The organism is Kitasatospora nipponensis (genome assembly GCF_039528135.1).
Classification (GTDB): Bacteria; Actinomycetota; Actinomycetes; order Streptomycetales; family Streptomycetaceae; genus Kitasatospora; species Kitasatospora nipponensis.
Map to the genome: position 1 here is coordinate 1 of NZ_BAAALF010000081.1, position 26,239 is coordinate 26,239.

At 73.9% G+C, this 26,239-nt stretch carries 23 protein-coding genes and 2 tRNA genes; 7 read left to right on the top strand and 18 right to left on the bottom strand.

Going from position 1 to position 26,239, the window contains the following annotated elements:
• Positions 1–282 precede the first annotated feature (282 nt).
• The 8 genes from ABD323_RS21800 to ABD323_RS21835 form a co-directional block, all read right to left on the bottom strand.
• Entirely contained in the window at positions 283–1,602 is a 1,320-nt protein-coding gene (locus tag ABD323_RS21800; protein WP_344443527.1) for a glycosyltransferase 87 family protein, read from the bottom strand.
• A 63-nt stretch (positions 1,603–1,665) separates the two neighbouring features.
• A complete protein-coding gene (locus ABD323_RS21805) occupies positions 1,666–3,165 on the bottom strand; it encodes a penicillin-binding transpeptidase domain-containing protein (RefSeq protein WP_344443528.1) in 1,500 nt (499 codons plus the stop codon).
• Positions 3,165–4,550, bottom strand: coding sequence for an FtsW/RodA/SpoVE family cell cycle protein (locus ABD323_RS21810; RefSeq protein WP_344443529.1), 1,386 nt, complete (start codon positions 4,548–4,550; stop codon positions 3,165–3,167). Before ABD323_RS21810 ends, ABD323_RS21805 begins: the two co-directional genes overlap by 1 nt.
• Before the next feature lie 137 nt (positions 4,551–4,687).
• Positions 4,688–5,182, bottom strand: coding sequence for a DUF1269 domain-containing protein (locus ABD323_RS21815; protein ID WP_344443530.1), 495 nt, complete (start codon positions 5,180–5,182; stop codon positions 4,688–4,690).
• A 149-nt stretch (positions 5,183–5,331) separates the two neighbouring features.
• On the bottom strand, positions 5,332–5,826 hold the full coding sequence (locus ABD323_RS21820) for a MarR family winged helix-turn-helix transcriptional regulator (protein WP_344443531.1): 495 nt from the start codon (positions 5,824–5,826) through the stop codon (positions 5,332–5,334).
• Between the two features lie 149 nt (positions 5,827–5,975).
• Complete coding sequence (locus ABD323_RS21825) at positions 5,976–7,589, bottom strand: MFS transporter (protein WP_344443533.1); 1,614 nt, start codon at positions 7,587–7,589, stop codon at positions 5,976–5,978.
• A gap of 164 nt (positions 7,590–7,753) precedes the next feature.
• Positions 7,754–8,452 carry an ABC transporter gene (locus tag ABD323_RS21830; protein WP_344443534.1) on the bottom strand — a complete coding sequence of 233 codons (699 nt, stop codon included), beginning with the start codon at positions 8,450–8,452 and terminating at the stop codon, positions 7,754–7,756.
• The gene (locus ABD323_RS21835) at positions 8,449–9,408 is read right to left on the bottom strand and encodes an ATP-binding cassette domain-containing protein (RefSeq protein ID WP_344443536.1); all 960 of its coding nucleotides are present in this window, start codon (positions 9,406–9,408) and stop codon (positions 8,449–8,451) included. Before ABD323_RS21835 ends, ABD323_RS21830 begins: the two co-directional genes overlap by 4 nt.
• Before the next feature lie 183 nt (positions 9,409–9,591).
• Between ABD323_RS21835 and ABD323_RS21840 the strand changes: the two genes are divergently transcribed.
• Positions 9,592–10,836 carry an aminoglycoside phosphotransferase family protein gene (locus ABD323_RS21840; RefSeq protein ID WP_344443538.1) on the top strand — a complete coding sequence of 415 codons (1,245 nt, stop codon included), beginning with the start codon at positions 9,592–9,594 and terminating at the stop codon, positions 10,834–10,836.
• 83 nt (positions 10,837–10,919) lie between these two features.
• Here ABD323_RS21840 and ABD323_RS21845 read toward each other — a convergent pair whose 3' ends face one another.
• Positions 10,920–11,390, bottom strand: coding sequence for a hypothetical protein (locus ABD323_RS21845; RefSeq protein ID WP_344443539.1), 471 nt, complete (start codon positions 11,388–11,390; stop codon positions 10,920–10,922).
• A gap of 319 nt (positions 11,391–11,709) precedes the next feature.
• Between ABD323_RS21845 and ABD323_RS21850 the strand changes: the two genes are divergently transcribed.
• The 4 genes from ABD323_RS21850 (at position 11,710) to ABD323_RS21865 (ending at position 13,852) form a co-directional block, all read left to right on the top strand.
• Positions 11,710–12,306, top strand: coding sequence for a DUF6197 family protein (locus ABD323_RS21850; RefSeq protein ID WP_344443541.1), 597 nt, complete (start codon positions 11,710–11,712; stop codon positions 12,304–12,306).
• An 88-nt stretch (positions 12,307–12,394) separates the two neighbouring features.
• A tRNA-Met gene (locus ABD323_RS21855) sits at positions 12,395–12,468 on the top strand.
• Positions 12,469–12,643: 175 nt separating this feature from the next.
• Complete coding sequence (locus tag ABD323_RS21860) at positions 12,644–13,099, top strand: hypothetical protein (RefSeq protein WP_344443542.1); 456 nt, start codon at positions 12,644–12,646, stop codon at positions 13,097–13,099.
• A 168-nt stretch (positions 13,100–13,267) separates the two neighbouring features.
• On the top strand, positions 13,268–13,852 hold the full coding sequence (locus ABD323_RS21865) for a hypothetical protein (RefSeq protein ID WP_344443543.1): 585 nt from the start codon (positions 13,268–13,270) through the stop codon (positions 13,850–13,852).
• 222 nt (positions 13,853–14,074) lie between these two features.
• Here ABD323_RS21865 and ABD323_RS21870 read toward each other — a convergent pair.
• The 8 genes from ABD323_RS21870 to ABD323_RS21905 form a co-directional block, all read right to left on the bottom strand.
• A tRNA-Ala gene (locus ABD323_RS21870) sits at positions 14,075–14,148 on the bottom strand.
• Between the two features lie 71 nt (positions 14,149–14,219).
• Positions 14,220–15,368, bottom strand: a complete 1,149-nt coding sequence (sepX, locus tag ABD323_RS21875) for a divisome protein SepX/GlpR (protein WP_344443544.1) — start codon at positions 15,366–15,368, stop codon at positions 14,220–14,222.
• A 154-nt stretch (positions 15,369–15,522) separates the two neighbouring features.
• Positions 15,523–16,107, bottom strand: a complete 585-nt coding sequence (locus ABD323_RS21880; RefSeq protein WP_344443545.1) for a GNAT family N-acetyltransferase — start codon at positions 16,105–16,107, stop codon at positions 15,523–15,525.
• A gap of 14 nt (positions 16,108–16,121) precedes the next feature.
• Positions 16,122–16,688, bottom strand: coding sequence for a MogA/MoaB family molybdenum cofactor biosynthesis protein (locus ABD323_RS21885; RefSeq protein WP_344443546.1), 567 nt, complete (start codon positions 16,686–16,688; stop codon positions 16,122–16,124).
• Positions 16,685–17,143: a cyclic pyranopterin monophosphate synthase MoaC gene (gene moaC, locus ABD323_RS21890; RefSeq protein WP_344443560.1), complete on the bottom strand. Its 459-nt coding sequence runs from the start codon at positions 17,141–17,143 to the stop codon at positions 16,685–16,687. The genes ABD323_RS21885 and moaC overlap by 4 nt, the downstream gene beginning before the upstream one ends.
• Before the next feature lie 192 nt (positions 17,144–17,335).
• Positions 17,336–18,667 (bottom strand): molybdotransferase-like divisome protein Glp, encoded by a 1,332-nt coding sequence (glp, locus tag ABD323_RS21895; RefSeq protein ID WP_344443562.1) that lies wholly within the window; start codon positions 18,665–18,667, stop codon positions 17,336–17,338.
• A gap of 25 nt (positions 18,668–18,692) precedes the next feature.
• Positions 18,693–19,613, bottom strand: a complete 921-nt coding sequence (gene galU / locus ABD323_RS21900; protein ID WP_344443547.1) for a UTP--glucose-1-phosphate uridylyltransferase GalU — start codon at positions 19,611–19,613, stop codon at positions 18,693–18,695.
• Positions 19,614–19,665: 52 nt separating this feature from the next.
• A complete protein-coding gene (locus tag ABD323_RS21905; protein ID WP_344443548.1) occupies positions 19,666–20,499 on the bottom strand; it encodes a GGDEF domain-containing protein in 834 nt (277 codons plus the stop codon).
• 150 nt (positions 20,500–20,649) lie between these two features.
• On the opposite strand from ABD323_RS21905, the gene ABD323_RS21910 reads away from it, so the two are divergent.
• A complete protein-coding gene (locus ABD323_RS21910; protein WP_344443549.1) occupies positions 20,650–21,288 on the top strand; it encodes a 5-formyltetrahydrofolate cyclo-ligase in 639 nt (212 codons plus the stop codon).
• On the opposite strand, the gene ABD323_RS21915 is transcribed toward ABD323_RS21910, so the two are convergent.
• The gene (locus ABD323_RS21915; protein WP_344443550.1) at positions 21,278–24,016 is read right to left on the bottom strand and encodes a penicillin acylase family protein; all 2,739 of its coding nucleotides are present in this window, start codon (positions 24,014–24,016) and stop codon (positions 21,278–21,280) included. The two genes, ABD323_RS21910 and ABD323_RS21915, sit on opposite strands and share 11 nt — an antisense overlap.
• Before the next feature lie 431 nt (positions 24,017–24,447).
• Between ABD323_RS21915 and ABD323_RS21920 the strand changes: the two genes are divergently transcribed.
• The gene (locus ABD323_RS21920; protein WP_344443551.1) at positions 24,448–25,932 is read left to right on the top strand and encodes a potassium/proton antiporter; all 1,485 of its coding nucleotides are present in this window, start codon (positions 24,448–24,450) and stop codon (positions 25,930–25,932) included.
• Positions 25,933–26,239 lie beyond the last annotated feature (307 nt).

The window sequence follows — 26,239 nt, forward strand, 5'->3', positions numbered from 1 at the left end:
GGGACCGCACGCCGCCGGGCCGGCCCCGGCCGCCGCCCGGGCGGCCAGCGCAAGGAACCGCCGCCGCCTGGGACCGCGCCGCCCACCGGTCGACTGCCGGTCCTCGGGTTCCTGCCGCCGGTCGGGTACCTGCTGCGGGTCCTCGGGTACCTGCTGCTCGGCCATGCGGGGAACTCCTCGGCGGGTGCTCGGTTCTGCGTCGACGGCACGGACTGCGGCAGCACGGCTGTGCGACCGCCTCACATGCTCCCCCACGATCCTGAACGGCCGACGCCGGTCCCGCTATCGGGCCGCCCCCACCCCCTCGGACGGTGCCGGCCGGACGGCCTGCGGGCGGACCCCGCCCTGGCGACCCGGCCAGCGCCCGGCCGCCAGCCGGGGCCAGCCGGCGAGCACCACCGGCAGGGCGAAGTAGCCGAAGCGGCCGGCCGGGGCCAGCAGGAACGCCACGGTCAGCCCGACCGCCAGCAGGTCGGCGGCCGCCACCGCCCAGGCCGGCGGGCGCAGCAGCAGCCGGACCCCGACGGCCGCACCGCCCAGCGCCAGCAGCGCGATCGAGGCCAGGTGGCCCAGCGGCCCGAGGTCGGCGAGCACCTTGCCGGGCAGCGGGCTGCCGGCCGGCGTGCGCACGGCGGTCAGGCCCAGCGGGAAGCGGACCACCTGCTCCAGGAAGTCGTGGGCCCCGGTCAGCAGCACCGGCAGGATCACCGCGCAGCCCACCAGGACGGCGATCGCGACGGTCTGCCGGGCCGACCGGCGCCCGTACCGGCGCCAGAGCAGGACGGCGGCGACCGGCAGCACCGGCCAGCCCGTCCACTTGAGGGTGCCGGCCAGTGCCAGCAGCAGCCCGGCGCCGACGGTGCGGTCCCGGGCCGCCAGTGCCACCGCCAGGCAGCAGACGCCGATCAGCGGCAGGTCCACCCCGCCCACGGCCAGCATCAGGGCGATCAGCGGAGAGCCCGTCAGCATCCCGAGCGGCAGCAGCGGTGAGCGACCCTGCGCGGGGCTGAGCAGCCGCCAGCTGACGGCCAGGCAGCCCAGGAAGGTGAGCGCGAACCAGATCCGCGGGTCTCCCAGGATCGCGGCGACGACGGTGTCCGAGCCCAGCAGTTCCCTGGGCAGGCCGAAGAGGGCCATCGCCGGCAGGTACGGATTGAAGTCGGTGACCAGCACGGGGTGCGGCAGGTACGGGCTGCCGGTCCGCACCAGCAGGTGGGCGGAGCGCTGCACCACGATCACCTCGGACTGCGCCAGCCCCCGGGCAGCCAGCACCCCCAGCGGCAGCAGGACGGCTCCGAGCAGCGTGACCGCGGCCGCGACGTGGCCGCCCGCCCGCCGCGGCAGCGTGACGACAGCCAGCGCGGCCAGCAGGTAAGCGGGGGCGGCGAACAGGCCCCAGAGCCGCTGGTTGCCGATCGTGGACACCAGCGGGAAGGCCGCCGCCCAGCCGGCCGCCACCAGGCAACCGACGCACCGGACGGACCGGCGCCCCGCCCAGGGGACGACCCGCGGGCCGAGCCACCCGCCCCCCACCGCCACGCCGGCCCCGATCCCGGCCCGGGCACGACGCGAGGCCACCGCCAGTGAACGGATGATCACCATGGGTGAAGACTAGGGCGCGCGGACTCCCCTGTCGCTCACCCCGTACCGATCACCGCCGGCCGTTCACCCCCGACCGTTCAGCACCGCCTGCATCACCGACTTGGCGATCGGCGCGGCCAGGCCGCCCCCGGTCACGTCCGTCGCGTCGCTGTCCGCGATGACCACCGCGACGGCCACCGGCGGAACGTCCGAGGAGCCGGCGGGCTTGGCCCAGGAGATGAACCAGGCGTACGGCGTACCGCTGTTGTCCACCCCGTGCTGCGCCGTGCCGGTCTTGCCGCCCACCGTGGCGCCGGGGATCCGGGCGTTGCGACCGGTGCCGTTCTGCACCACGTCGGTCATCAGCTGCTGCACCTGGCCGGCCACCGCCGGGCTCATCGCCCGCTTGTACGGCTGCGGCTCCATCAGCTGGACCGTCGTGCCGTCCGACTTCGTCAACTTGTCCACAAGCTGGGGATACATCACCGTGCCCTGGTTGGCGACGCCCGCCGCCACCATCGCCATCACCAGCGGGGTGGCCGCGGTGTCGAACTGCCCGATCGAGGAGAGCGCCAGCTGCGAGGCGTTCATGGTGGTGTCGAAGTTGCTGCGGGCCGCGCGGACCGGGATGTCCAGCCTGCTGTCGTTGAAGCCGAAGTTCTGCGCCATCGTCACCATCGGCTCCAGGCCGGTGCTGACACCGAGGTAGCCCAGCACGCTGTTGCAGGAGAGCGTCATGGCGGTGTCCAGGGAGAGGTTCGGCCGGTCGCAGGCACTGGTGTCGTTCACCAGCTCGGTGGTGGTACCCGGCATGACGTAGGGGTACGGCGCGCTGGTGGGGGCGTTGATGTCGCTGACCACACCGCCGGCCAGCGCCGCCGCGGCGGTGACCACCTTGAACGTCGAGCCGGGCGGGTAGGTCTGGCGCAGCGCCCGGTTGAGCATCGGCTGGTCGGTGTCGGCCCGCAGGCGGTTCCAGGCGTCCTGGTCGGCGTTCGAGGAGCCGGCGAAGGTGCCGGGGTCGTAGGAGGGGGTACTGGCCAGCGCGAGGATCCGCCCGGTGCTCGGCTCGATCGCCGCCACCGCGCCCTTCTGGCTGCCCAGTCCGCGCATCGCGGCCTGCTGGGCGGCCTGGTCGATGGTGGTGTGAACGTCGCCGCCGGGGTTCTGCTTGCGGGCGATCTCGTCCCACAGCGCCCAGCCGGCCAGCCGCTTGTCGGTACCGGAGAGCAGGTCGTCCTGGGTGCCCTCGAGTTGGGTGTTCCCGTAGATCTGCGAGGAGTAGCCGGTGACCGCCGCGTACTGCGCGCCGGCGGTGTAGGTGCGCTTGTAGTCGAAGCGGCCGCCGGTGGGCGCCGAGCCGGTGACCGGCGTCGCGCCGACCAGGATGTTGCCGCGCGGCTGGTCGTACCGCTGGATCGCCTGGCGCTGGTTGGCCGGGTTGTCGTCGTACCGGTGGGCCTGGAAGACCTGCACCCGGGTGGCCTGCGCGGCCAGCGCCAGGATCAGCACCAGGCAGAAGGTGCCGGCCCGGCGGCCGGTGGTGGAGATGCCGGGTCGCTGCGAGTTCCTGGAACGGGCCATCAGCCGTCCTCCTCCGCGGGCACCCCGGGCGGCGGCGGCACGCTCGGCGGCGGCCGGCGGGCGAGGTCGCTCATCCGCACCAGCAGCGCCACGATGATCCAGTTGGTCACCACCGAGGAGCCCCCCTGGGCGATGAACGGCAGGGTGAGCCCGGTCAGCGGGATCAGGCCCAGCACCCCGCCGGCCACCACGAAGACCTGCAGGGCGATCAGCGCGGCCAGCCCGATCGCCAGCAGCCGGCCGAACGGGTCGCTCAGCGCGATGCCCGTCCTGATGCCCCGCGAGACCAGCAGCGCGTAGAGCAGGAGGACTATGACCAGGCCCACCAGCCCCAGTTCCTCGCCGATGGTGGCCAGGATGAAGTCGGACTTGGCGGCGAACCCGATCAGGATCGAGTGCCCCCGGCCGAGCCCCTCCCCCAGGATCCCGCCCCAGGCGAAGGCGAAGAGCGACTGGGCGATCTGGTTGGCGCCCTGGCCGGCGGCGATAGAGCCGAGCGGGTCGAGCCAGTCGGTCACCCGGCTGTGCACGTGCGGGGAGAGCCAGCCGACCGTGACGGCGGCGGCCGCGGCCAGCACCAGCCCGATCGCGATCCAGCCGCTGCGGGCGGTGGCCACGTAGAGCATGACCACGAAGAGGCCGAAGAAGAGCAGCGAGGTGCCGAGGTCGGTCTCCAGCACCAGCACGCCGACGAAGGCCGCCCAGATCAGCAGGACCGGCCCGATCACGCGGGCCCGCGGCAGCTCCCAGCGCCAGATCCGACGGCCCGTCAGGGCCAGCGAGTCACGGTGCACGGCGAGGTAGGCGGCGAAGAAGACCGCCAGCAGGATCTTGGCGAACTCGCCCGGCTGGAAGGAGAGCGGGCCGAGCGTGATCCAGATCCGCGAACCGTAGACCGGTGGGAAGAAGATCGGCAGCACCAGCAGGACCAGCGCGGCCAGCGCACCGACGTAGGCGTACCGCTGCAGGATCCGGTGGTCGCGCAGCAGCAGGAGCACCGTGATGAAGAGCGCCACGCCCAGGGTGGACCAGAGCAGTTGGGTCGGCGCCGCCTGACTGTTCGGGGTGGCCCGGTCCAGCCGGTAGATGACGACCAGTCCGATGCCGTTGAGCAGCACCGCGATGGGCAGCAGCAACGGATCGGCGTAGGTCGCCCGCCGGCGGATCACCGCGTGCGCCAGCAACGCCAGGACGCCGAGCGCGGCGCCGTACTCGGCGGCGTCCGCCGGGGCCCGGCCGTCGATGTTGACGCCGACCTCGACGTAGCCGAAGACCGCGACGAGCACCGCGCCCAGGACCAGCAGGAGTTCGGTGGTGCGACCGGAACGGGGACGGCGCCCGGGGTCGGGACGCGGCGCGGTGGCGACGGCGGAGGGTGTGGCCATGAGCGGACCGCTCCTCCTGTCCGACGGCGACTGCGGGAAGATCTGGGAGCGATTGTAACCTAATGTCCTATTTATGCTGACTTTACGTCACCCGTCCGGGCGCCCGACCCCGCTGACGGACGCCCGGCGGAGGACGCTCAGGCGCTCCGGCCGGCCTCGAGCATCTCGCGCAGGTGCTCCTCGGCCTCGGTGGAGAGCGAGGTCTGGATGATCTCGCCGCCGAAGCGGGCCAGCGCCGGCACGACCTTGTCGGCGGTGGCGCTGCGGACCAGCAGGAAGACCGCGGCGTTGCCGGGCTGCAGGTGCTCGCCGACCCGGCGCATGAAGTCGTCGTCCACGCCGAGGTCGGTCGAGGACCCCACCGCGGCACCGGTCGCACCGCCGATCGCCGCACCCAGGAACGGCATGAAGAACAGCAGGCCGATCACACCGCCCCAGAGCGCCCCGGAGGCGGCCGCCAGGCCGGTGGTGCTGCCGGCCTGGTGCAGTTTGATCTTCCCGTCGTCGCGGCGCTCCACCACGACGATGTCCTCGAGGTCGATCAGCTGCTGTTTCTGCAGGCCGATCGTCTCGTCACGCACCTTCTGGGCGGTGGCGAGATCCGGGTAGGCGATGGCGAAGAGGTTGCTCACGGGCGGTGTCCTTCCGACTCGACGGGCGTGCCGGGATCACCGTAGTAACTGTTTGCCGTACTTACCCACCATCTGGGGTGGTGTGTCCGATTCCGCCCGCAGCCGGGCGGCGGGCCCGGACGGGCCGGGCAGAGCCTGAGGGCGGTGGCTCAGGTGCAGACCGCGCGCGGCCAGCGGTGCGCCAGCAGCGCGCCGAGCACCTCGTGCAGCATCTCGCGCTGCCCGGCGGGCAGCCGGGCGAAGAACGCCTGCTCGGCCTGCTCCGCCACCACCTGCATGCGGACCACCGCGTCGCGCCCCGCCTCGGTCAGCCCGAGGATGTAGCGGCGCCGGTCGGCCGGGTTGCGCCGGCGCTCCACGAGGCCGGACTGCTCCAGCTCGTCGATCAGCGCCACCATCGTCGTCGGGTCGAGGTTGATCACCCGGGCCAGGTCCTGCTGCGACAGCTCGGCCTTGCCGGCGAGCGCGGCCAGCGCCAGGAAGTTGCGGAGCTTGAAGTCCGCCTCCGCCATGGCCTGGTCGACCTCCTCCTGGACCAGCAGGCCGGCCTTGTGGAGCAGGACCGCGGTGTGGTCCGCGAGCGGGAAGTCCGCGCGCGGCGTCCCGGGGGCGTGTTCGGCGACGGTGGGGCTCTTGTGGGCCATCGGGGATCTCCCATCCAACGGGAGTCCGGGGCTCCTGGCGGTGCTGCCGCAGTCCCATGAACTCTTCAAAAAATCTATCATCGGCGATTTCGACGCTCAATGACGATGACCACGACCATCCGCCCCACCGGCGCCCGCCCCGGCCGTGCTCAGTGTCCGCCGTGCTCGGCCCCGGCCAGCGCGCTCTCGTGCAGATCGCGGGTGCGGATGAAGAGGAACCCGATCAGCGCACCGACCGCGGCCACCGCCCCGCAGCCCACCAGCACGTCGGTGAGCCCGTGCACGAAGGCCGCCCGGGCCGCCTCCCGCACCGACCCGGCCAGGGCCGCCGGCACGGTGCCGGCCAGCTCGTTGCCGGCCCCCGCCGCCACCGCCCTGCCGGCCTGCTGCGCCTGCGCCCCGAGCTGGGAGCCGGCGGCGGAGGTCGCGAAGGTGTCGGTCACCCGGTGCTGGAACAGGGCGCCGAAGCCGGCGATCCCGATCGCGATGCCCACCTGCTGGAAGGTCTCGCCGATGCCGGCCGCCATCCCCGCCCTGGCCGGCTCCGCCACCCCGATGGCCAGCGAGGAGCGCGGCGGGTTGAACATCCCCATCCCGAGCCCGGTGAGCAGCATGCTCGGCAGCAGCGCCGTCCAGTCGCTGCTCGGGTGGACCAGGGTGACCAGGAGGAGTCCGGCCGAGATCAGCGAGATCGCGGTGCCGACCAGCAGGCGCTGCGGCACCGAGACCGTCAGGCTGCCCGTCACGGCGGCGGCCACGAAGAGCATCAGGGTCAGCGGCAGGAAGCGCAGGCCGGTGGCCAGCGGCGAGTAGCCGAGGACGTTCTGCATGTAGGAGACCTGGAGGAAGATCGCGGACATGCCGGCGGCGTTGGACAGCAGCGTGGCCAGCGAGATCCCGTTGAAGGTGACGTTGCGGAAGAGCGAGAGGTCGAGCATGGCGGCCGCGCCGAGCCGGCGCTCGATCAGCACGAAGGCCGTCAGCAGCACCGCCGAGCCGGTGAACATGCCCACGATCGGGGCGCTCGTCCACCCCTGCGCCTCACCGCGCAGGAAGCCCAGCACCAGCAGCGTCAGGGCGGCGGAGAAGACCACCAGCCCGGCCCAGTCCACCCGGTGGGCGGCCGGGTCACGGGACTCCTTGATCCGCAGCGTGCCGAGCACCATCGCCACGATGCCGATCGGCACGTTCACCAGGAAGATCCAGCGCCAGCCGATCCCGTCGGTGAGCGCCCCGCCGATCAGCGGGCCGAAGGCGATGGCCAGACCCGAGACGCCGCCGAAGACCCCGAACGCCACGCCACGGTCCTTGCCGCGGAACTCCTGGCCGATCAGCGCCGGACCGACCGCGAACAGGACGGCCGCGCCGACGCCCTGGATGCCGCGCGCGATGTTGAGCGCCACGATCCCCTGCGCCGCCCCGCAGGCCAGCGAGGCCGCGGTGAAGAGCGCGAAGCCGGCGGTGTAGACGCGCTTGCGCCCCAGCCGGTCGGCGAGCGAGCCGCCGGTGAGCAGGGCGGCGGCGAGGGTGAGCGCGTAGGCGTCGAGCACCCACTGCAGGGCCGAGAAGTCGGCGTGCAGCGAGGTGCGCAGGTCGGGCAGCGCCACGTTCACGACCGTCAGGTCGAGCATCAGCATGAAGGTGGCGATGGAGACGATCCCCAGCGTCCACCAGCGGTTGGCCCCCGGAGCCGGGGCGGTGGCGGAGGCCGGGGCATCGGCGGGTACGGCGACGCCGGGCAGGGCGGGCGGGGCGGTGGACATGGCGGTCCCCTCAAGGATCGATGGAGAAATTAATCGTTGAGATCTCGATGATTCATGAAGCTAGTGATCCTGTTTTCGACTGTCAAGACAGGGACGGTAGGTGCGGGCATGGCAAAGGGCCGCCGATCACCGATCGACAGCCCCTGAGGCGCGGGAGCGGCCCGCTACTCCGTGCGCCGCGCCGCCAGCGCGGCCGTGCCGGCCACCGCCAGGGCGGCCAGCACCAGTGCCGCCAGCGGCGCGGCGACCGGCGGCTCCAGCCGGGCGGTGCGCGCCGCGGTCACCAGCGCGCTGACCGCCCTGTTGGCCGGCGAGACCGCAGTGACCAGGACCGCCACCGACAGGCCCAGCGTCGCGAGGATCCCGTAGGACCCGCGCAGCAGCACCGGCCGATGACAGAGCGCCCCCACCACGACGCCGACCAGCACGCACGCCACCGCGGCGAGCAGCCCCGCGCCGGCGGCCGCCGGCTGCGCGACCTCGGGCCGCACGACGGTGGGCATCGCCTCACCGCCGCGCGGCACGGTGGTGCGCTCGCTGATCAGCCAGATGCCGAGCACGCCCAGGACCGCCGGCACGAGCCCGGCGAGCAGGCCCGCGAGCAGCGAGGCGACCTGCACCCGGACCGCGCCGACCGCCGCCACCAGGCAGGCCCGGGCCGCCGGCGGGTCGGTGGTCAGGGCGCAGCGGACGTACCAGGCGGTGACCGGGACCAGCAGGGCGGCCGCGTAGCCGAGGCTGTCGAGCATCGCCTGGCTGCCCGAGATGCTGAGCAGCATCAGCAGGACGTACGTCAGGAACGGCGGCAGCCAGCGCTGCGAGCGCACCAGCAGCTCGAGGTGGTAGCGGACCAGCGGGATCATCGGCCCTCCGGAGCGGAGCCGGCCGCGGCCGGGGCGGAGCCGGCCGGACCGGTCTCGGCAGCGGTCTCGGCACCGGGGTCGGTACCGGGGTCGGCAGCCGGGACCTCGGCGCGGCGGACGTCCAGGACGTGGGCCGCCGGCGGCCCCGCCGGCAGCCGGCGCAGCAGCGCGTCCGAGTGGCGGGCGGGGACCCGCAGCAGGTACCGGCCCTCCCGCAGCCGCCGCACGGTCGGTGCGCCGGGTAGCCGGGCGGGCAACTCCTCCCCCGCGAGGTCCACCTGGAGGACCATCAGCTCCTCGGGACCGCACTCGACCGGCGCCCCGACCACGGTCAGCGCGCCACCGCCCACCTGGTAGGCCGCCGTGGTCGCCCCGGCCAGCCGGCCGGGGTCGTGGTCGACGAAGAGCACCAGGGCGCCGCCGGCCGCCCGTTCGGCCGCCGCCTCGTCCAGCACCGTGCGCGCCGCCTGGTCGAGCCCGGTCCAGGCCTCGTCCAGGACCAGCACGTCGGCGTCGGCGAGCAGGGCCTGGGCCACCGCCACCTTCTGGCAGGTGCCCTTGGAGAGGCGGCGCAGCGGGGTGCCGGTCCGGTCGGCCACGCCGAACCGCTCCAGCCAGTGGTCCGCGCGCTCGGCCGCCGAGGCGGCCGAGCGGCCCTGGATCCGGCCGAGGTGGCGCAGGTACCCGACGGCGTCGAACGGCAGGGCGGGCGGGAACCGCTCGGGCACGTACGCCCGGCGGCCCGCCACCTCGATCCGTCCCCGGCTCGGCGGCTCGATCCCGGCGACCAGCTTGAGCAGGGTCGACTTCCCGCTGCCGTTGGGCCCCGCGATCCGCACCAGGGCGCCCGCCGGCAGCTCCAGGTCCACCCCGTCCAGGATCCAGGGCGCACCGCGCCCGTAGCGTTTGCCCACCGCCGTCGCCCGCACCGCCGGTGTCGCCCCCTGCCGTCCCATCCGCCCTCCCGTGCGACGGCACCCCCGTGCCGTCCGCCCGCCCATGGGACCACCCGGCCCGTTCGGCCACGGTAAGGACCGGTTGCGGGCGCCCGGCCCCGGTGGGCGGCGCCGCCCAGGGCCTCTCCCCCCGGGGGCACAAAATCGCTCGCCCCGGGCCCCGGGGCCGCGCAGACTGCCCGGGTGAACCCTGAATCAGGCCGTACGGTCAGCGTGTTGGTCACCCACCGGGAGGAGCAGCAGCGGCTGCTCGGACCCTTCCCCGTGCCGGGGCCGCACTGGCCCGAGGTCGGATCGGTCAACACCTGCCTGGCGGCGGTCCTGGGCGTGCCCACCCTGGTCCTGCGCCTGCTCGACGTGCGCGGCGGCGGCCACGCGCGCGGCGGCCACGTCACCTACCACGCCGAGGCGCTCAGCCGCCCGCTCTCGGGGCCGGTGGGCATGCCGGTGACCCGCGACCAGCTCGCCCAACTGCTCCCGCACCCCCGGCGGGCCGGCTACGCCACGGTGGCCGGCCTGAGCTCGGCCCTCGCCTGGGCCGAGGCCGAACTGCGCGCCCTGGGACGGCCGGTGACCGGCCCGGTCGAGCAGGTGAAGACCTGGAACCTGGCCGGCCTGTGCCGGCTGCCGACCGCCGCAGGTTCGGCCTGGCTGAAGACCGGCCGGGCGTTCTCGGTCGACGAGGCGGCGGCCATCGCGCTGCTGCGCGGCGCGGACCCCTCGCTGGCCCCCGAGGTGCTGGCCGCCGATCCGGCCCGCCGGCTCCTGCTGCTGGAGCACGTCGCCGGCGAGGACTGCTGGGACCCCTCCGTCGAAGCCGTCGCCCAGGCAGTCCCGGGTCTGGCCCGGGCGCAGGCGGCGCTCGCCGCGCGGTTCGCCGACAGCACCCCGCCCGGCCTGCCGGACCGCTCGCCCCGGGCCCTGGTCGAGCTGACCGGGCACCTGCTGGCGGGCCCCGCCGGCGCCGAGCTGACCGGCGACGAACGCACCCGGGCCGGCCGGCTGGTCGAGCGACTGCCCGCCCTGGTCGAGCGGTTGGCGCGGTGCGGGCTGCCGAACACGCTCCTGCACGGGGACTTCCACCCCGGCAACTGGCGCTCGGACGGCCGGCACACGGTGCTGGTGGACTTCGCCGACAGCTGCTTCGGCCACCCCGCGCTCGACGGCCTGCGCCCGCGCGCCTTCACCTCCCCCGAGCGCTGGCGGCAGGCCGCCGACGCCTGGACGCGGTCCTGGCGGGAGCTGGTCCCCGGCTGCGACCCGGTCGGCGCCCTGCGGCTGGCCGAACCGCTGGCCCACCTCGCCGACGCCGTGCGGTACCAGGAGTTCCTGGACGGCATCGAGCCGAGCGAGCAGCGCTACCACGCGGGCGACCCGGCCGCCGGGCTGCGCGCGGCACTGACCGCCTTCGAGGCCCTGCCCGCCTGACCACCCGCGCCCGGCCGCGGGCCGGGCCGCGTCGTGCCTTGCCCTGCCTTGCCCTGCCCTGCCCTACCGCGCCGGACCTTCGACTACCGCCGCTGCAGACCCGCCAGGTTGACCGCGACCCAGTCCGCGCCGGTCTGCCACGCGTAGAGGTCCCGGCCGTCCACCACCACCCGGTAGGAGCCGCAGTTGATCGCCACCTTGCTCCCGGCGCCCGCGGGGAGCCGGGCGGTGGAGAGCTTCACCGGCACGGCCGGAGCCGGCGCGGCACCGCCGGAGCACCCGGTGGGCCGCAGGCCGTCCGGCAGCTGCGCGGTGATCGAGCGGTCGCCGTTCGTCGTCGAGATCCGGTAGTGGACCGCCGTCGCCCCGTCCGGCAGCCAGCGCGGCATGGTGGCCCGGGCGCCCTTGGCCTGCGCACCGGTCGCGTAGTTGGACTCCTCCACGTGCCGGCCCTTCGCCAGCTCGCCGACCGAGGGCGCGATCGTGAAACCGAGGGCGCCGACGCCGAGCACGGTCGCGGTGAGTCCGACGACGGTGGAGGTCCTGATCGACATGGGCGTCCTTCCATCGGCGGATCAGCGGTGGTGGGGGGCGGAGCGGGCCGTGCCGCCGGTCGGCGGACGGGCCTCGTATCCCGACACCCTTCATCCTGGCCGCTGCGGGCCGCGCGGGCGTCACCCGCGGGCAGGAATCCCGGCGTGCGACCAGGGACTTATGCCATCAGACCTGAGGGGGAGCCGTCCGGCGGGCGACCCCGGCCATCCGGGGGGTGCGGCGGGGCCGGGCGGCCCGCGACACGCACCGATCGCGCAGTCGAGAAGCGGAGCATAAATACGGACAATACGGGATAACCGTCAGAAAGGGATCCCCGTCATGCGCCTCGCTCCGCCCACCCGGTTATCCACCGCCGCCACCGCACCCCTGCCGCCCCCGCCACTGCCGCAGTCCCCGCTGCTGCTCACCCCGGACGGCTCCGGCCTGGTCGCGGAGATCGAGGCCTACCTCGCCACCCTCCCGTCCCCGGCCCGCACGCCCGCGCCGTACGCCTGCCCGCCGGTCTGCCCGTACGGCCGAACCCTCCAGCCCTGGAACGCCACCCATCCGCCGTCGGACCGCCCGCTCCTGGACCGGCTGCTGCGCCGCCCGCCGCGCCCCACCCCGGTCAGCGCCGCCGACCACCTGCGCCTCGCCTCCCGCTACCTCACCCAGCACGGCTGGCTGCAGGGCGCCCTGTGGGACCCGGCCGGCCGGGTCTGCCTGCTCGGCGCCCAGGCCGCCGTCCTCGCCCACGGCTACGGCAGCGCCTCGACCGTGCAGACGGCCCGGGTCCAGGTGATGGAGGTCCTGCACGCCACCGGACGCCCCGCCGCCTCCCCCGACGAGTACAACGACCGCCCCGGCACCCGGCAGGCGGACATCCACCAGCTGCTCGACCGCGCGGCCGCCCGCGCCCAGTTGCTGGGCCTGTGATCCCGGGCCGGATCCGGGCCGGGATCCGGCGGCCGGGAGAAAAGCGGTACGGACCACCCCCGGACGTGCCGTATGGTTGAGGAACCGACGCGGGGTGGAGCAGCTCGGTAGCTCGCTGGGCTCATAACCCAGAGGTCGCAGGTTCAAATCCTGTCCCCGCTACGAACGTGAAGGCCCGGCACTCGCCGGGCCTTCACTGTTTCCCCGGCCAGGCGGCCCCCGCCCTTCACCCCCGGCTCCCCGATAACGTCCCCATCACGGTCTCGAACCCTCGCCACGGGGCGTCCGACCCGCTGGCAGACTGCCGTTCGACGACGAACCGGGGAGCGGTGACCACGTGAACAGCAGCGACAGCGAGCAGCCGTCCCGACGGGCCGCCCTCGGCCGGTTCCTCCCGCTCGCGGCGGTGCTGGCCGCACTGGCGGCCGCCGCAGCCGCCGTGGTCGCCCTGAACCCCTCCGACACCCTCAAGGCCGCCCCCGTCCCCAGCACGAGCCGCCCCCCGGCCGAGCAGCTCCGCGCCCTGGACACGGCCGCCGGCCTGCCGAACCTCGCCCCCGAGGCGGACTACGAGCTGGCGTTCGCCACCCTCGCGGCCCGCTGCCAGGAGCAGGACGCGGGCCTGGCCGCCGAGGTCCGCACCGTCCTCGAACTCCTCCGCAAGGACGGCGACACCGAGGAGAACGAACTGACGGTCATGCAACACCTGGCCGCCCTCGTCCCCAGCGGCCTGCAGACGAACTGCAGCCAGGCCGCCAACGCCTACGTGACCATCCGCCAGGGCAGTCACTGACCCCGACGACCCTCCCCACCGGCCGATCCCGCCCACCCGCCGGGCCCGTGCGCACAGGTGAGGGCGGGTCAGGGAACCGGCCAGGTGGGCGGCAGCGACTGCGGCACGAAGGGCGTGGGGGTGTCGGTGCGCGGAATCGGGATACCGGTCCGCACCGGGTCACAGGTCATGATCACTCCGTGCGAGTCCCGAGCGCAGGACGCCGTGGGGCCCGCCGGGGTGCCCACGGCGCAGTTGCCGCAGGGTCCCGGCGTCATCTGGCTGAGCGGCGTCCGGGTGGCCGACGCGGTGCCACGCGGTCGCGCCGCAGTGGTGGCGGGCGCCGGCACGGCGCTGCGCGGCCGCGGCGAGGTGGCGGCGGGCACCGCCTCGGGGCTCTCGCTCGGCGACGGCACCGGGGACACGGTGGACACCGCGGGCGTGGGCGTGGGCGCAGGCGTGGGAGCGTCGCTCGGGGAGCTGGAGAGCGAGGCGGCAGCCGAGGCCACGGTCGCCGGCGCCGACGGGGTGGGTGCCGACGGGCTGGACGTCGGCGCGACCGCCGTAGCCGCCCCACCGCTCCCGGAGGCACCCCGGACCGCCAGGCCGGTCGCCACCAGCACCACGGCCGCCACCGCGAGCACGACCCGGCGACGGCCGCCCACCCGTGCCGCGAGGGGGCGCCGAGCGGGGGGTACCCGATCGGCGGGCTCCGGCTGCTCTCCCTCGCCGGCCGACGGCGTGTGCTGCGACTCGTGCTCCGCCATGTGGTGACGCCCCGCCCTCGTCCTCGACCGTGGTTCGGCGCGGATCGTAGCGCGCGGCAGCGCCTGACACCGAGTCAGCCCCGGGCGGCCTTCGAGTCGATCGACCCGCCCCCGGCGCGCCCGGCGACCGAGCCGCCCCCTGGTCGCCCTTGACCCCGCAAACGAAAAGATCCCGCCCGATCACAGGGATCGGACGGGATCTCGTGACCACTCACGAGTGGTCGTTGGGTGGAGCTGAGGGGATTCGAACCCCTGACCCCCTCGATGCGAACGAGGTGCGCTACCGGACTGCGCCACAGCCCCAACGAGATGAAACTCTAGCACCTTCCGGAGGGGGTCTGTGACCACCCCCGCTGGTGGGGCGGGGTCGCCGGCTACTCGTTGGCGGCGCGGGGGCGGGTGCCGTAGTCCTCGTCGGGGTGGGGCAGGCGGGCGTCGGCTGCGGAGGCCGGCTCCTCGTACTGGTCGAACAGGGGGGTGCGGTGGGACTCGGCGGGGCGGCCGGAGTTCCAGGTGCCGGGGGCGCCCAGGTCGAGGCCGCGGGTGACGCGCGGGGCGACCGGCGCGGTCACGTAGGTGGGCAGCGGGACGGGGACGGGCTCCCAGGAGTCCGGGCCGGCCGCGGCGCGCTCGCGCAGACCGTCGACCCACTCCTCGTGGTCGGTGGCCTCGACGAGGGCCTGCCGGGACGCGAAGGGGGCGGCCGGATCCGGGTCCGGGTCGGGGTCGGCGGCGACCCGCAGGTGCGAGCGGCGCGCTTCCGGCCCGGCCGCGGGCTCGGGGGCGGGCGCGGGGACGGCGTCAACCGCCTCGGCCGCCATGGCGACCGTCGCCGCGCTCCTGGCCAACTCGCGCTCGCGCACCCGCTGGGCGGCCTGGGCCGCGCGGACGCGGTCCAGCTTCACCTCGAAGCGCTGGCGCTCCAGGCGGCGCAGGTGGCCGATGTAGAGGGTCAGCAGGAGCGCCGGGAAGGCCGGCACCCAGAGGAAGGCGAAACCGGCGACCGCGGCCACGATCGCCCCGAGGGCGAAGGCCAGGAAGAGCAGGGTCACCATCCGCCGGCGCCGGGCCAGCAGTCGGGCCCGCCGGTCACCGGACGACCCGGGGTGGGCCGACGGGCCGGGGTGGACCGACGAGGACGGCGCCCCGGACGGTGCCGACGTCCCGGACGACGGCGCCGCGGCACCCGCGAACGCCTCGCCGAAGGACTCCGCGCAGGGCTCGCCGACGGAGTCGCCGAAGGGCGAGGCGCCGCGGAGGGCGTCGCCGTCCGTCCCGTCGGCGCCCGACGGATCGTCAGGCAGCCGGGCGGGAGGAGGGGTGAAGGAGGGGTCGTTGTCGCCCAGGGCCCGGGACGCCCGCCGCTCCATCGCCGAACGCCCGGCCAGCAGGCGGATGGCGGTGCTGAAGCGTTCGGTCGGGCGCGCTTCGTTGAGCTCGTCCTGCCTGCGGAGCCACATGGGCACCAGATAGGCAGCCCAGGCCCCTACGATGACCGCGTAGATGAGGCCGCTACTGCTCACGTTTCACACCGTACGGGCGCTGGGTAAGGGCGGGCAGCAATTTGGCGCGGCGTGTCGCGACGCCAGGCTGATTCTCTGACTATTTTGCCGGTATTTGTCACCGCTTGACGGAGCGGCGATGCCATATCGATATGAATTTCGAACATTTATTCAATTACCTCGCGTGCCAGCGCCGAAGCAGCCCTTCCGGGATCTCCTCGGCGGTCAGCGCGTACACCAGGTGATCGCGCCAGTCCCCGTCGATGTGCAGATAGCGCGGCCGCAGGCCCTCCGAGCGAAAGCCGAGCTTCTCCACCACCCGGCGGCTGGGCCGGTTCTCGGGGCGGATGCAGATCTCGATCCGGTGCAGTCCCAGCGCCTGGAAGCAGTGGTCCACGGAGAGCGCGACCGCGGTGGGCATGATGCCCAGACCCGCCACCGCCTCGTCGATCCAGTAGCCGACGTTCGCCGAGCACATCGAGCCCCAGGTGATGCCACCGACCGTCAGCTGTCCGACCAGGCGGTCCTGGTACTGCACCACGAACGGCAGCATCCGCCCCCCGGAGGCCTCGCGGCGCAGGTAGCGGACCATCTGGCGGTAGGTCGGGCGCGGCCCGACCGTGCGGCCCACCGGGACCGGCGGGACGGTCGCCTCCCAGCGGCGCAGCCACTCGCGGTTGCGCCGGCTCGCGTCCTGCCACTCGCGCTGGTCACGGAGCCGGATCGGCCGCAGGACGACGTCACCCGCCCGCAGCTCCACCGGCCAGCCGGCGCTCAGTTCGGTCTCCGCTCGGACGGTGAATCGTCCGGCGGGCCGGACGGCGCACGGTCCGGCCCGGGGTCCGGCGAGCGGTCCGGTGCATCGTCGGGCCGCGGGTGGTCACCGCCGCCGAGCTGGTCGACGGCGTGCGCCAGCAGCGGCTCCAGCACCGCGAGGCCGTCCTTCACCCCGCCCGTCGAGCCGGGCAGGTTGACCACCACGGTGCGGCCGGCCAGCCCGGCCAGCCCGCGCGAGAGGGCCGAGGTGGGGACCTTCTCGCGACCGTGGGCCCGGATCGCCTCGGCGATGCCGGGGATCTGACGGTCGATCACCCGGGCGGTCATCTCGGGGGTGAGGTCCATCGGCGAGATGCCGGTGCCGCCGGTGGTCAGCACCACGTCGTAGCCCGCCGCGACGGCCTCGCGCAGCGCGGCCTCCACCGGCTCGCCGTCCGGCACCACCCGCGGGCCGTCCACGGCGAAGCCCATCCGCTCCAGGCCGGCGACCAGCAGCGGGCCGCCGCGGTCCTCGTAGACCCCGGCGGAGGCCCGGTTGGAGACGGTGACCGCGAGCGCCCTCACGAGGCACCGCCGTCGAGGTCGCCGGCGACCGGACGCGCCCAGTCGCCACTCTTGCCACCGGTCTTGCTGAGCACCCGGACGTCCTCGATGGCAGCGCCCTTGTCGACCGCCTTCACCATGTCGATCACGGTCAGCGCGGCCACCGCCACGGCGGTCAGCGCCTCCATCTCGACGCCGGTGCGGTCGGCGGTGCGCACCGTCGCGGTGATCTCCACCGCCGTGTCGGTGAGCGTGAGCTCCACCGAGACGCCGGAGATCGCGATCGGGTGGCAGAGCGGGATCAGCTCGGGGGTCTTCTTGGCGCCCATGATCCCGGCGATCCGGGCCACGGCCAGGGCGTCGCCCTTGGGCAGCCCCTCGCCGCGCAGCAGCTCGACCACCCGCGGGATCACCCGCACCCGGCCGGCGGCCACCGCGGTGCGGACCGTGGTGTCCTTCTGCGAGACGTCGACCATGCGGGCGGCGCCGGTCTCGTCGACATGCGTCAGGCGGTCGCCGGGGGGTGTGGTCACGTCAGTACTCCAGCAGGACGGGGTGAATACCGCGCTACCGTACCGCCCCGGCCCCGCCGGTTCATGGTCAGTCCAGCCTGAGGACGGCCGCCGCTGCGCCGGACGGGCGCCGACACGCCGCCGGTGGCGGCCGGCTCAGTCGGTCAGCAGGACGACGTCCAGGCTCTGACCCGCCGGCACCGCCACGGTCTCCTCGGGGACGGTGATCAGACAGTTCGCCCGCGCCAGCGCGCCCACCAGGTGCGAGCCCTCGCCGCCGACCGGCGCCACCCGGGCGCGGGTGTGGGCCGTGGCGGGGGTGTACCAGCCGCGCAGGAACTGGCGCCGCCCGGCCGGCGAGCGCAGGTCCGCGGTGCACTGCGCGCGGACCACCGGGCGGTGGACGTCGGGCGCGCCCAGCATGGTGCGGATCACCGGGCGCACGAAGAGCTCGAAGGAGATGTACGCGCTGACCGGGTTGCCCGGCAGCGCCAGCAGCGGGACGGCCGAGCCGCCCTCGCCGATCCGTCCGAAGCCCTGCGGCTTGCCCGGCTGCATCCGCAGCTTGCGGAAGTCCATGCCGCCGTAGCTCTCGAAGACCTCCTTGACCACGTCGTACGCGCCGACGCTGACGCCGCCACTGGTGACGATCAGGTCAGCCCGGCCGAGCTGGTCCTCCAGCACCCCGCGCAGCACCGCAGCGTCGTCCGGCACGCCGCCGACCCGGTAGGCGATGGCGCCGGCCTGCTGGGCGGCCGCGGTCAGGGTGAAGCTGTTGGAGTCGGAGATCTGCCCGGGGCCGATCGGCTCGCCGGGCTGCACCAGTTCGCTGCCGGTGGAGAGGATCACCACCCGCGGGCGCGGGCGGACCCGGACCACTCCGCGGCCGATCGCGGCGAGCAGGCCCAGCTGGGTCGGGCCGAGTTCGGTCCCCGTCTCCAGCACGCGCTCGCCGGCCCGGATGTCGCTGCCGCGGCGCCGGACGTGCGCGCCCGGCCCGACCTCGCGCAGGACCCGGACCTCCTCGTGCGGCCGAGGGGCCGTCATGCTGTCGGCGGCCAGGCCGCTGCCGGTGCCGCCGTCGGTCCACTCGACCGGGGCGACGGCCTCGGCGCCGGGGGGCATCGGGGCGCCGGTCATGATCCGCACGCTCTGCCCGGGCCCGACCTTGGGCAGCTCGCCGGCGCCCGCGGCGATCTCGCCGACCACCGCCAGCACCGAGGGGTAGCGCTCGCTCGCCCCGACGGTGTCCGCGGTGCGCACCGCGTAGCCGTCCATCGAGCTGTTGTCGAAGGGCGGCAGGTCACCGGCGGCGACCACGTCCTCGTCGAGCCGGCAGCCCTGCGCGTCCAGCAGTTGCAGCTCGATGCCGGGCAGCGGCGCGACGCCCGCCAGCACGTCGGCGAGGTGCTCGTCCACCGTCCAGTGCCGGTGGCCCGGCGCCTGGGCGCCGCACGCGTCCGGACTGGTCCCGCCCTGCTCGGTCATCGCCACCGCTGCCCTCCAGCTGCTGTCAGTGCTGCATCTCCGAGCCGACGAAGCCCTTGAGCCAGCCACGGAACTCCGGGCCGAGGTCCTCGCGCTCGCACGCCAGCCGGACAATAGCGCGCAGGTAGTCAGCGCGGTCACCGGTGTCGTAGCGGCGGCCGTCGAAGAGCACACCGTGCACCTGGCCGCCCTCCTCGGGGCCGAGCGTCGCCAGCGTGCGCAGGGCGTCGGTGAGCTGGATCTCGCCGCCGCGGCCGGGCTCGGTCTTCTTCAGCACCTCGAAGACGGCCGGGTCCAGGACGTAGCGGCCGATCACCGCGTAGTTCGACGGGGCGTCGGCCGGCTCCGGCTTCTCCACCAGGTCGGTGACGTGGAAGACGTCCTCGCCGAAGCCGTTGCTCTCGACCGCGGCGCAGCCGTAGAGGTGGATCTGCGCGGGGTCGACCTCCATCAGGGCCACCACCGAGCCGCCCAGCTCCTGCTGAACCTCGATCATGCGCGAGAGCAGCGGGTCGCGCGGGTCGATCAGGTCGTCGCCGAGCAGGACCGCGAAGGGCTGGCCGGCCACGTGCTGCTCGGCGACCAGGACGGCGTGGCCCAGACCCTTGGGGTCGCCCTGCCGGACGTAGTGCATGTTGGCCAGCGAGACCGACTCCTGGACCCGGCGGAGCTTGTCCTCGTCGCCCTTGCGGGCGAGCAGCTCCTCCAGCTCGTAGGCGCGGTCGAAGTGGTCCTCCAGGGCGCGCTTGTTACGGCCGGTGACCATCAGTATGTCGGAGAGGCCGGCTGCGGCGGCCTCCTCGACGACGTACTGGATCGCGGGCTTGTCGACGACCGGGAGCATCTCCTTCGGCGTGGCCTTGGTGGCCGGCAGGAAGCGTGTTCCCAGGCCGGCCGCGGGGACGACAGCCTTGGTGACGGGCTGGCGGGAGTTCGTCGTCGTCATGCGTTGACCTTACTCAGGCAGGTGACCGCCGGACTGGGGCGAGGTCCATCAGCTACGGACGACCCTCGCCGGCGACAGCCACGGCGGCGCGATTAGCGGCGGTACCGGGCAGGGCCGCAGGGCCCGGACCAGCACAGGCCGATAGATTACCTCGCCCCACAAGGGGGGGCTGCGGCCGTTTGGCGAGGGCCAGCGCACGGTCCGCCGCGCGCAGCAGCGGCACCGCGTGGGTCCCGTCGCCGGGCAGCACCGCGACGCCCGCGGCCGCGCTCAGGCCGTTGCCGAGCGGGGGGGCGGGGTCGGCCGCCCAGGGGTCCGGGCTCCAGTCGAGCAGCCGGTGGCGGCGCACCGTCCAGCAGAGCCGCTCGGCGACCTTCGCGGCCCCGGCGGCCCCGGTGTCGGGCAGCACCACCAGGAACTCGGTGCCGCCGTACCGGCCCAGGGTGTCGGTGCGGCGGACCTCCAGGCTCAGCCGCTGGGCCAGGTCGCGCAGCATCGCCTGGCCGCGGCCGCGGCCGTGCTCGGCGTTGACCGCCTCGAAGCCCTCGATCTCCAGCAGGACCACCGCCACCGAGCGCGGTGCCGCCGGGCCGCCGCGGGCGCCGGCCGCCGCCTCGGGGGCCCGCCGGCGGCAGCGCTCGACCTCGCGCTCCAGGGTGAGCTGGAGGTGGCGGTGGTTCCACACACCGGTCAGCGGGTCGTGCGCCGCGACCCGGGCCAGCTCCGCGCAGCGCTCCTCCAGCTCGGCCACCCGCTCGCGCAGCCCGGCCTCACGGTCCGCGCCGAGGGTGGCCGCGCGGCGCAACCGCAGCCCGAGCACGCCGGTGAGGCCGGCGAGCGGCGCGCCGAGCAGGGCGAGCGCCTGCACCAGGAGGGAGGTGGGCATCGGACCGCCTTCCGGGGAACGCGAGCGCCGTCGACCGGACGGGGCGCACGGATCGTCAGGAGCAGGAGCAGGGACCGCGGCCGGAGCCGGGTACGGGGTGGCCGGTGCGGCAGGATCGGGGGCGAGCAGCCGCCGACCGAGGAGCCGACCGTGCCCGACCATCCCTTGTACAACGACAAGGCCGCGCTGAGGTCACACCTGCTGGCCGAGCGCCGTGCGCTGTCCCCCGAACGGCGGGCGGCGGCCGCCGCCGCGCTGGCCGAGCGGGCCCTGCCACTGGTCCCCGCGGGCGGCGTGGTGGCCGCGTACGTCTCGGTCGGCGCCGAGCCGGGCACCCGGCCGCTGCTCGACCTGCTCGCCGCGCGCGGGCTGCGGGTGCTGCTGCCCGTGCTGCTGCCCGACAACGACCTCGACTGGGCGCCCTACCAGGGCGCCGGGCACCTCGCCCCGGCCGGGCGCGGGCTGCTGGAGCCGACCGCGCCGCGGTTGGGTCCGGCCGCGATCGGCACGGCCGCGCTGGTGCTGCTGCCGGGCCTCGCGGTGGACCGCCGCGGCCTGCGGCTGGGACGCGGCGGCGGCAGTTACGACCGCGTGCTGGCAAGGCTGGACGAGCTGACCGGGCACGCCGGCCACCCCGGCCCGCTGCTGGCCACGCTGCTCTACGAGAGCGAGCTGCTGGAGCGGGTGCCGGCCGAGCCGCACGACCGGCCGGTGCACGCCGCCGTCACCCCGGCCGGCGTGCACCACTTCGCGGACCCCGCTGCGGGCCCGTCCGCCGCTACGGCGTGAGCGTGAGCCGGTTCTTCGTCGCCTTGTCCACCGCGTCGCCGGAGTAGGCCCAGGTCAGCAGCTTGCCCTGGCTCCAGAGGTCGGTCTGGTCGTTGTAGTTGGCGTGGAAGGCGTGCCCGGACTCGCCGCCCACGTTGATCCACCGCGAGGCGTTGAAGTCGCTCAGGTCGACCACCATGCGCATCGAGGGGATCCAGTCGACCTGGTAGCCCGACGCCGCCGTCCAGCCGGAGGCGTTGACCGCCGCCGAGCCGCCGGAGAGCTGGTAAGGGCCGCGGTTGAGCAGCCGGTGCACCAGGCCCGAGGCGATCGAGGAGTCGTCGACGCCGAGCGTCTGCTCCTTGAGGTCCAGGGTGTGCAGCCGGCCCCAGCTCCAGGTGGAGATGTCCTTGCCGAGCTGGGCGGTGAGGTCCTGGCGGGCGTCCTTCATCGCCTCCTTCAGCAGGTTGTCCAGGCCGTGCTGCTGCACGTGGTTGGAGTCGATGTAGTCCCACCACGGGCTGGTCGGGTTGGCCAGCTGCTGGCGGACCACCTCCATCCAGCGGTCCCCGCCGTCGGGCTGCGCCTGGTTGGCCGCCCGGGCGCCGCACTGGGTGACGATCTTCGTCTCGCCGCCGAGCGAGCCGGCCGGCTGGTTGGCGTCCGCCTTCTGCTGGACCAGCAGGCAGTCGCCCTTGGCGCGCAGCGAGGCGGGGAACTTCTGCCCGAAGGAGAGGATCAGCAACTGGCGCCAGACGCCGTTGTAGTACGCGGCGGCGGCGGAGTCGGCGTCCTGGTTGTAGTTCCAGTCCTTGAGCAGGTCCTGGGCCTGACGCACGTACGGGTCGCCGATCGGCACCTTGACCAGCATCGGGACCAGGGTCCTGGCCATCACGCTGGTGTTGTCCAGCTGCATCGACTGCATGTCGTCGGGCGAGATCTTGCCGCCGTTGCGCAGCTTGGCGCCGATCTGGTCGGTGATCTCCTTGGCCCGGGTGCCGTACTCCCAGTCCTTGGTGAGCAGCGGCTTGTAGCTCGGGTCGGCCACGGCCTGGTTCGCCGTGACGATGTAGCCGGTGGGCGGGTTGTAGACGTAGGGCAGGCTCTTGAAGGGCAGGTAGTCGGGCTTCCAGTCGTAGGCGGAGTCCCAGCCGGGGGCCGGGTAGGTGCCGTCGCCCTTGCCGCGCACCGGGATCTCGCCGGGCGCCTGGTAGCCGATGTTGTTCTTGGTGTCGGCGTAGATCAGGTTCTGCGCCGGCACCGCGAAGTCGTTGGCCGCGGCGCGGAAGTCGTTCCAGTTGGCGGCCCGGTCGAGCTCGAAGACCGCGTCCATGGTCCGGCCCGGGTCGAGCGCGGTCCACTTGAGGGCGATGCCGTAGCCGCTGGTGCCGCGGTCCGGGGCGGCGTTGCCGACCGGTGCGTAGGTGCCCACCTGCTGCTGCTCGGTGCTCTGGTCGGAGATCAGCGGACCGTTGTCGGTGGTCCGCACGGTGATCACGCGGTCGCTGCCGCCGGCCACCTTGATGGTCTCCTGGCGGGTGACGAACTGCCGGTCCTTGTTGTCGACCAGGTAGGTGTTGGGGCCGGTGACCTTCTCCAGGTAGAGGTCGGTGACGTCCGCGCCCAGGTTGGTGAAGCCCCAGGAGATGTTCTGGTTGTGACCGATCACCACGCCCGGCATGCCGGCGAAGGTGAAGCCCGTGGTGTCGAACTGGCAGTTCGCGTTGACCGTCCGGCAGTGCAGGCCCATCTGGTACCAGACGGAGGGCATGCCCGGGCCCAGGTGCGGGTCGTTGGCCATCAGCGGCTTGCCGGTGGTGGTGTGGTCACCGGAGACCACCCATGAGTTGGAGCCGATGCCCTGGCCCTGCGGGCCGAGCAGCTGCGGCAGCGCGGCGACCTGGTCGGAGACGTTCTGCAGCGCCTTGGTGACCGCCGCGCCCTGCTGGGTGCCGGCCGACTGGCCGGTCGCGCCGCTCTGGTTCACGGCCGCGGGCGGCGGCTTGTACGTGCCGTCGGTGGTCATCGTGCCGGTGGTCTGCACGATGGTGCCGTTGCGGTCGTACGGGTAGTCCGGGTACAGCTGGGCGATCTGGTCCGGGCTGAAGCTCTGGCTCAGCAGCGAGCGGTCGATCTCCTCCTGCAGGTTCCCCGAGAGGTTCCAGGCCATCGCCTTCAGCCAGGCGATCGAGTCGACCGGCGTCCACTGCTCCGGCTTGTAGTCCCCGTTGACGGTCCCCAGCAGGGCGTACTCCAGCGAGGCGCTCTTGCCGCCGGGGTGCTCGGCGAGCCAGGCGTTGACGCCGTCGGAGTAGGCCTGCAGGTACTTCTTGGTCTCCGGCGAGAGCTGCTTGTCCCACTCCTGCTGCGCCACGTCGTGCCAGCCCATGGTGCGCAGGAAGGCGTCGGTGTCGACCTGGCCGGCGCCGAACATCTCGGAGAGCCGGCCCGAGGTGATGTGCCGTCGGACGTCCATCTCCCAGAACCGGTCCTGCGCCTGTACGTAGCCCTGCGCCTTGAACAGGTCCGCGGAGGTGTCGGCGTACAGCTGCGGGATGCCGTTGGCGTCCCGCTTGACGTCGACCGCAGAGCTCAGGCCGGCCACCTTGACGGTGCCGCTGAGCTGCGGGAACGAGGAGCGGACGGTGTCCACCGCGTACCATCCGCTCGCCGCCGCGCCGGCCACCAGGAGTACGGCGAGCACAAGCACGATCAGACGGGCGCGCCGGAACTTCTTCGAGCGGGGCATCTGGGTCCTAGCGACAGGGAGCAGGGCGACGTCACATGGGCGGAGCGGCCGTGACCGGTCACCACATTAGGACGACTCGGGTGGCGCGGTTGCACGGGGGACGCTCACGGTGGGACAGAGGGACCATACCGGGCGCGCCTGAGGCGGGTGGCGGGGCAGCGGGCCCCAGCTGGGCACTCTCGCGCAGCCGGGTGCGGGCCGGGTGGCGGCCGGGTGAGGGGCCGGCGACGGGCGTGACGGAAACTCAAAAGTAAAAGATCAGGTAAAATGTTAGCCTGGGTAACGACCCCTCAGATCTCCGAGCCCTCTCGGCACCCTGAGGTCACTCCTACCCCGGTGACCCCTCCCGCGCCGCCTGCCCGTCGCCTGCCAGCGCCCCCGCCAGGGGCACCGCGCAGGCGAGACACCCGCGACCCCGAGGTGCCCCTGCGTTGACCGTCGCCCATCTGAACACGTTCCTGCTCGAGTTCTCCGTGATCCTGCTGATCGCGGTGGCCGCGGTGCGCATCTCCACCCGCTCGGGACTGCCGAGCCTGCTGCTCTACCTGGGCATCGGCGTGGTGATAGGCCAGGACGGCCTCGGCGTCACCTTCAACAACGCCGAGCTGACCCAGGTGCTCGGCTACGCGGCGCTGGTCGTCATCCTCGCCGAGGGCGGTCTCAAGACGAACTGGCGCGAGATCCGGCCGGTGATGCCGGCGGCCACCGTGCTGGCCACCGTCGGCGTGGGCATCAGCGTCTTCGTCACCGCCGCCGGCGCGCACTGGCTGGTCGGCCTGGACTGGCGGATGTCCCTGCTGCTCGGCGCCGTCGTCTCGTCCACCGACGCGGCCGCGGTCTTCTCGGTGCTGCGGATGGTGCCGCTGCCCCCGCGGCTGAGCGGCCTGCTGGAGGCCGAGTCCGGCTTCAACGACGCACCCGTGGTGATCCTGGTGGTCGCCTTCGCCACCACCGGCCCCTTCGACCCCTGGTACGTCCTGGTCGGCACGATCCTGGCCGAACTGGCGATCGGCGCCGCGGTGGGCCTGGCGGTCGGCAGGGTCGGGGCCTACGGCCTGCGGCACGTGGCGCTGCCCTCCAGCGGCCTGTACCCGATCGCGGTGCTGGCGCTGACCGTGCTGGCCTACGCGGGCGGCGCGCTGCTGCACGGCTCCGGCTTCCTGGCCGTCTACATCTGCGCGGTGCTGCTCGGCAACGCCAAGCTGCCGCACGGACCGGCCGTGCGCGGGTTCGCCGACGGGCTGGCGTGGATAGGGCAGATCGGCATGTTCGTGCTGCTCGGCCTGCTCTGCACCCCCGCGACGATGGGCTCGGCGGTGGTCCCGGCCCTGGTCATCGGCCTGGTGCTGGTGCTGCTGGCCCGCCCGCTGTCGGTGCTGCTGACGCTGACCCCCTTCCGGCTGCCGTGGCGCGAGCAGGCCCTGCTGAGCTGGGCCGGGCTGCGCGGGGCGGTCCCGATCGTGCTGGCCACCATTCCCCTGGTGGCCGGCGTGCCGCACGCCCAGGACGTCTTCAACATCGTCTTCCTGCTGGTGGTCGTCTTCACCCTGCTGCAGGGCCCCTCGCTGCCCTGGCTGGCCAGGGTGCTGCGGATCTCCGAGGGCGCGCTGGGCCAGGACCTGGGGATCGAGTCGGCGCCGCTGGAGCGCCTGCACGGCCACCTGCTCTCGGTCTCGCTCGCCCCCGGGTCGCGCATCTCCGGGGTCGAGGTCAGCGAGCTGCGGCTGCCCAAGGGGGCCGCCGTCACGCTGGTGGTGCGCGACGGCAGCAGCTTCGTCCCGGACGGGGCGACCGTGCTGCGGGCCGGCGACGAGCTGCTGGTGGTCGCCACCGAGGCGGTGGGCGAGGCCACCGAGCGACGGCTGCGCGCGGTCGACAAGGGCGGCAAGCTGGCCGGCTGGCTCGCCGGGCGGTAGCGGGCGGCGGTGGCGGCGGCGGGCGGCGGTAGCGGCGGCGGGCGGCGGTAGCGGCGGCGGTCGGCGGCGGCGGCGGTCGGTGGTCGGCGGTAGGGGCGGCGGTCGGGATCGGCGGTCCGAGGTAGGCGTCTCGCGACGGAGAGCCATGGTGTTGTCTACGCGCGGTGACCCATCTCTCTGAGCATTTCCAGGATGTTCACCTTGGCTTGCCAGGTCTGGTCGGCGCGATGCCCGTAGTATGGAAGCCAGCTATCGTCGGTACAGCAGTACGACGAGTACGAGTACGACCACAAGACAGTACGAAAGA

Excerpts from the sequence above, each read along its gene's own strand:
- ABD323_RS21800 (WP_344443527.1), bottom strand. The coding sequence starts at position 1,602 with ATGGTGATCATCCGTTCACTGGCGGTGGCCTCGCGTCGTGCCCGGGCC.
- ABD323_RS21805 (WP_344443528.1), bottom strand. The coding sequence starts at position 3,165 with ATGGCCCGTTCCAGGAACTCGCAGCGACCCGGCATCTCCACCACCGGC.
- ABD323_RS21810 (WP_344443529.1), bottom strand. The coding sequence starts at position 4,550 with ATGGCCACACCCTCCGCCGTCGCCACCGCGCCGCGTCCCGACCCCGGG.
- ABD323_RS21820 (WP_344443531.1), bottom strand. The coding sequence starts at position 5,826 with ATGGCCCACAAGAGCCCCACCGTCGCCGAACACGCCCCCGGGACGCCG.
- ABD323_RS21825 (WP_344443533.1), bottom strand. The coding sequence starts at position 7,589 with ATGTCCACCGCCCCGCCCGCCCTGCCCGGCGTCGCCGTACCCGCCGAT.
- ABD323_RS21830 (WP_344443534.1), bottom strand. The coding sequence starts at position 8,452 with ATGATCCCGCTGGTCCGCTACCACCTCGAGCTGCTGGTGCGCTCGCAG.
- ABD323_RS21835 (WP_344443536.1), bottom strand. The coding sequence starts at position 9,408 with ATGGGACGGCAGGGGGCGACACCGGCGGTGCGGGCGACGGCGGTGGGC.
- ABD323_RS21845 (WP_344443539.1), bottom strand. The coding sequence starts at position 11,390 with ATGTCGATCAGGACCTCCACCGTCGTCGGACTCACCGCGACCGTGCTC.
- ABD323_RS21850 (WP_344443541.1), top strand. The coding sequence starts at position 11,710 with ATGCGCCTCGCTCCGCCCACCCGGTTATCCACCGCCGCCACCGCACCC.
- ABD323_RS21865 (WP_344443543.1), top strand. The coding sequence starts at position 13,268 with ATGATCACTCCGTGCGAGTCCCGAGCGCAGGACGCCGTGGGGCCCGCC.
- moaC (WP_344443560.1), bottom strand. The coding sequence starts at position 17,143 with ATGGTCGACGTCTCGCAGAAGGACACCACGGTCCGCACCGCGGTGGCC.
- glp (WP_344443562.1), bottom strand. The coding sequence starts at position 18,667 with ATGACCGAGCAGGGCGGGACCAGTCCGGACGCGTGCGGCGCCCAGGCG.
- galU (WP_344443547.1), bottom strand. The coding sequence starts at position 19,613 with ATGACGACGACGAACTCCCGCCAGCCCGTCACCAAGGCTGTCGTCCCC.
- ABD323_RS21905 (WP_344443548.1), bottom strand. The coding sequence starts at position 20,499 with ATGCCCACCTCCCTCCTGGTGCAGGCGCTCGCCCTGCTCGGCGCGCCG.
- ABD323_RS21915 (WP_344443550.1), bottom strand. The coding sequence starts at position 24,016 with ATGCCCCGCTCGAAGAAGTTCCGGCGCGCCCGTCTGATCGTGCTTGTG.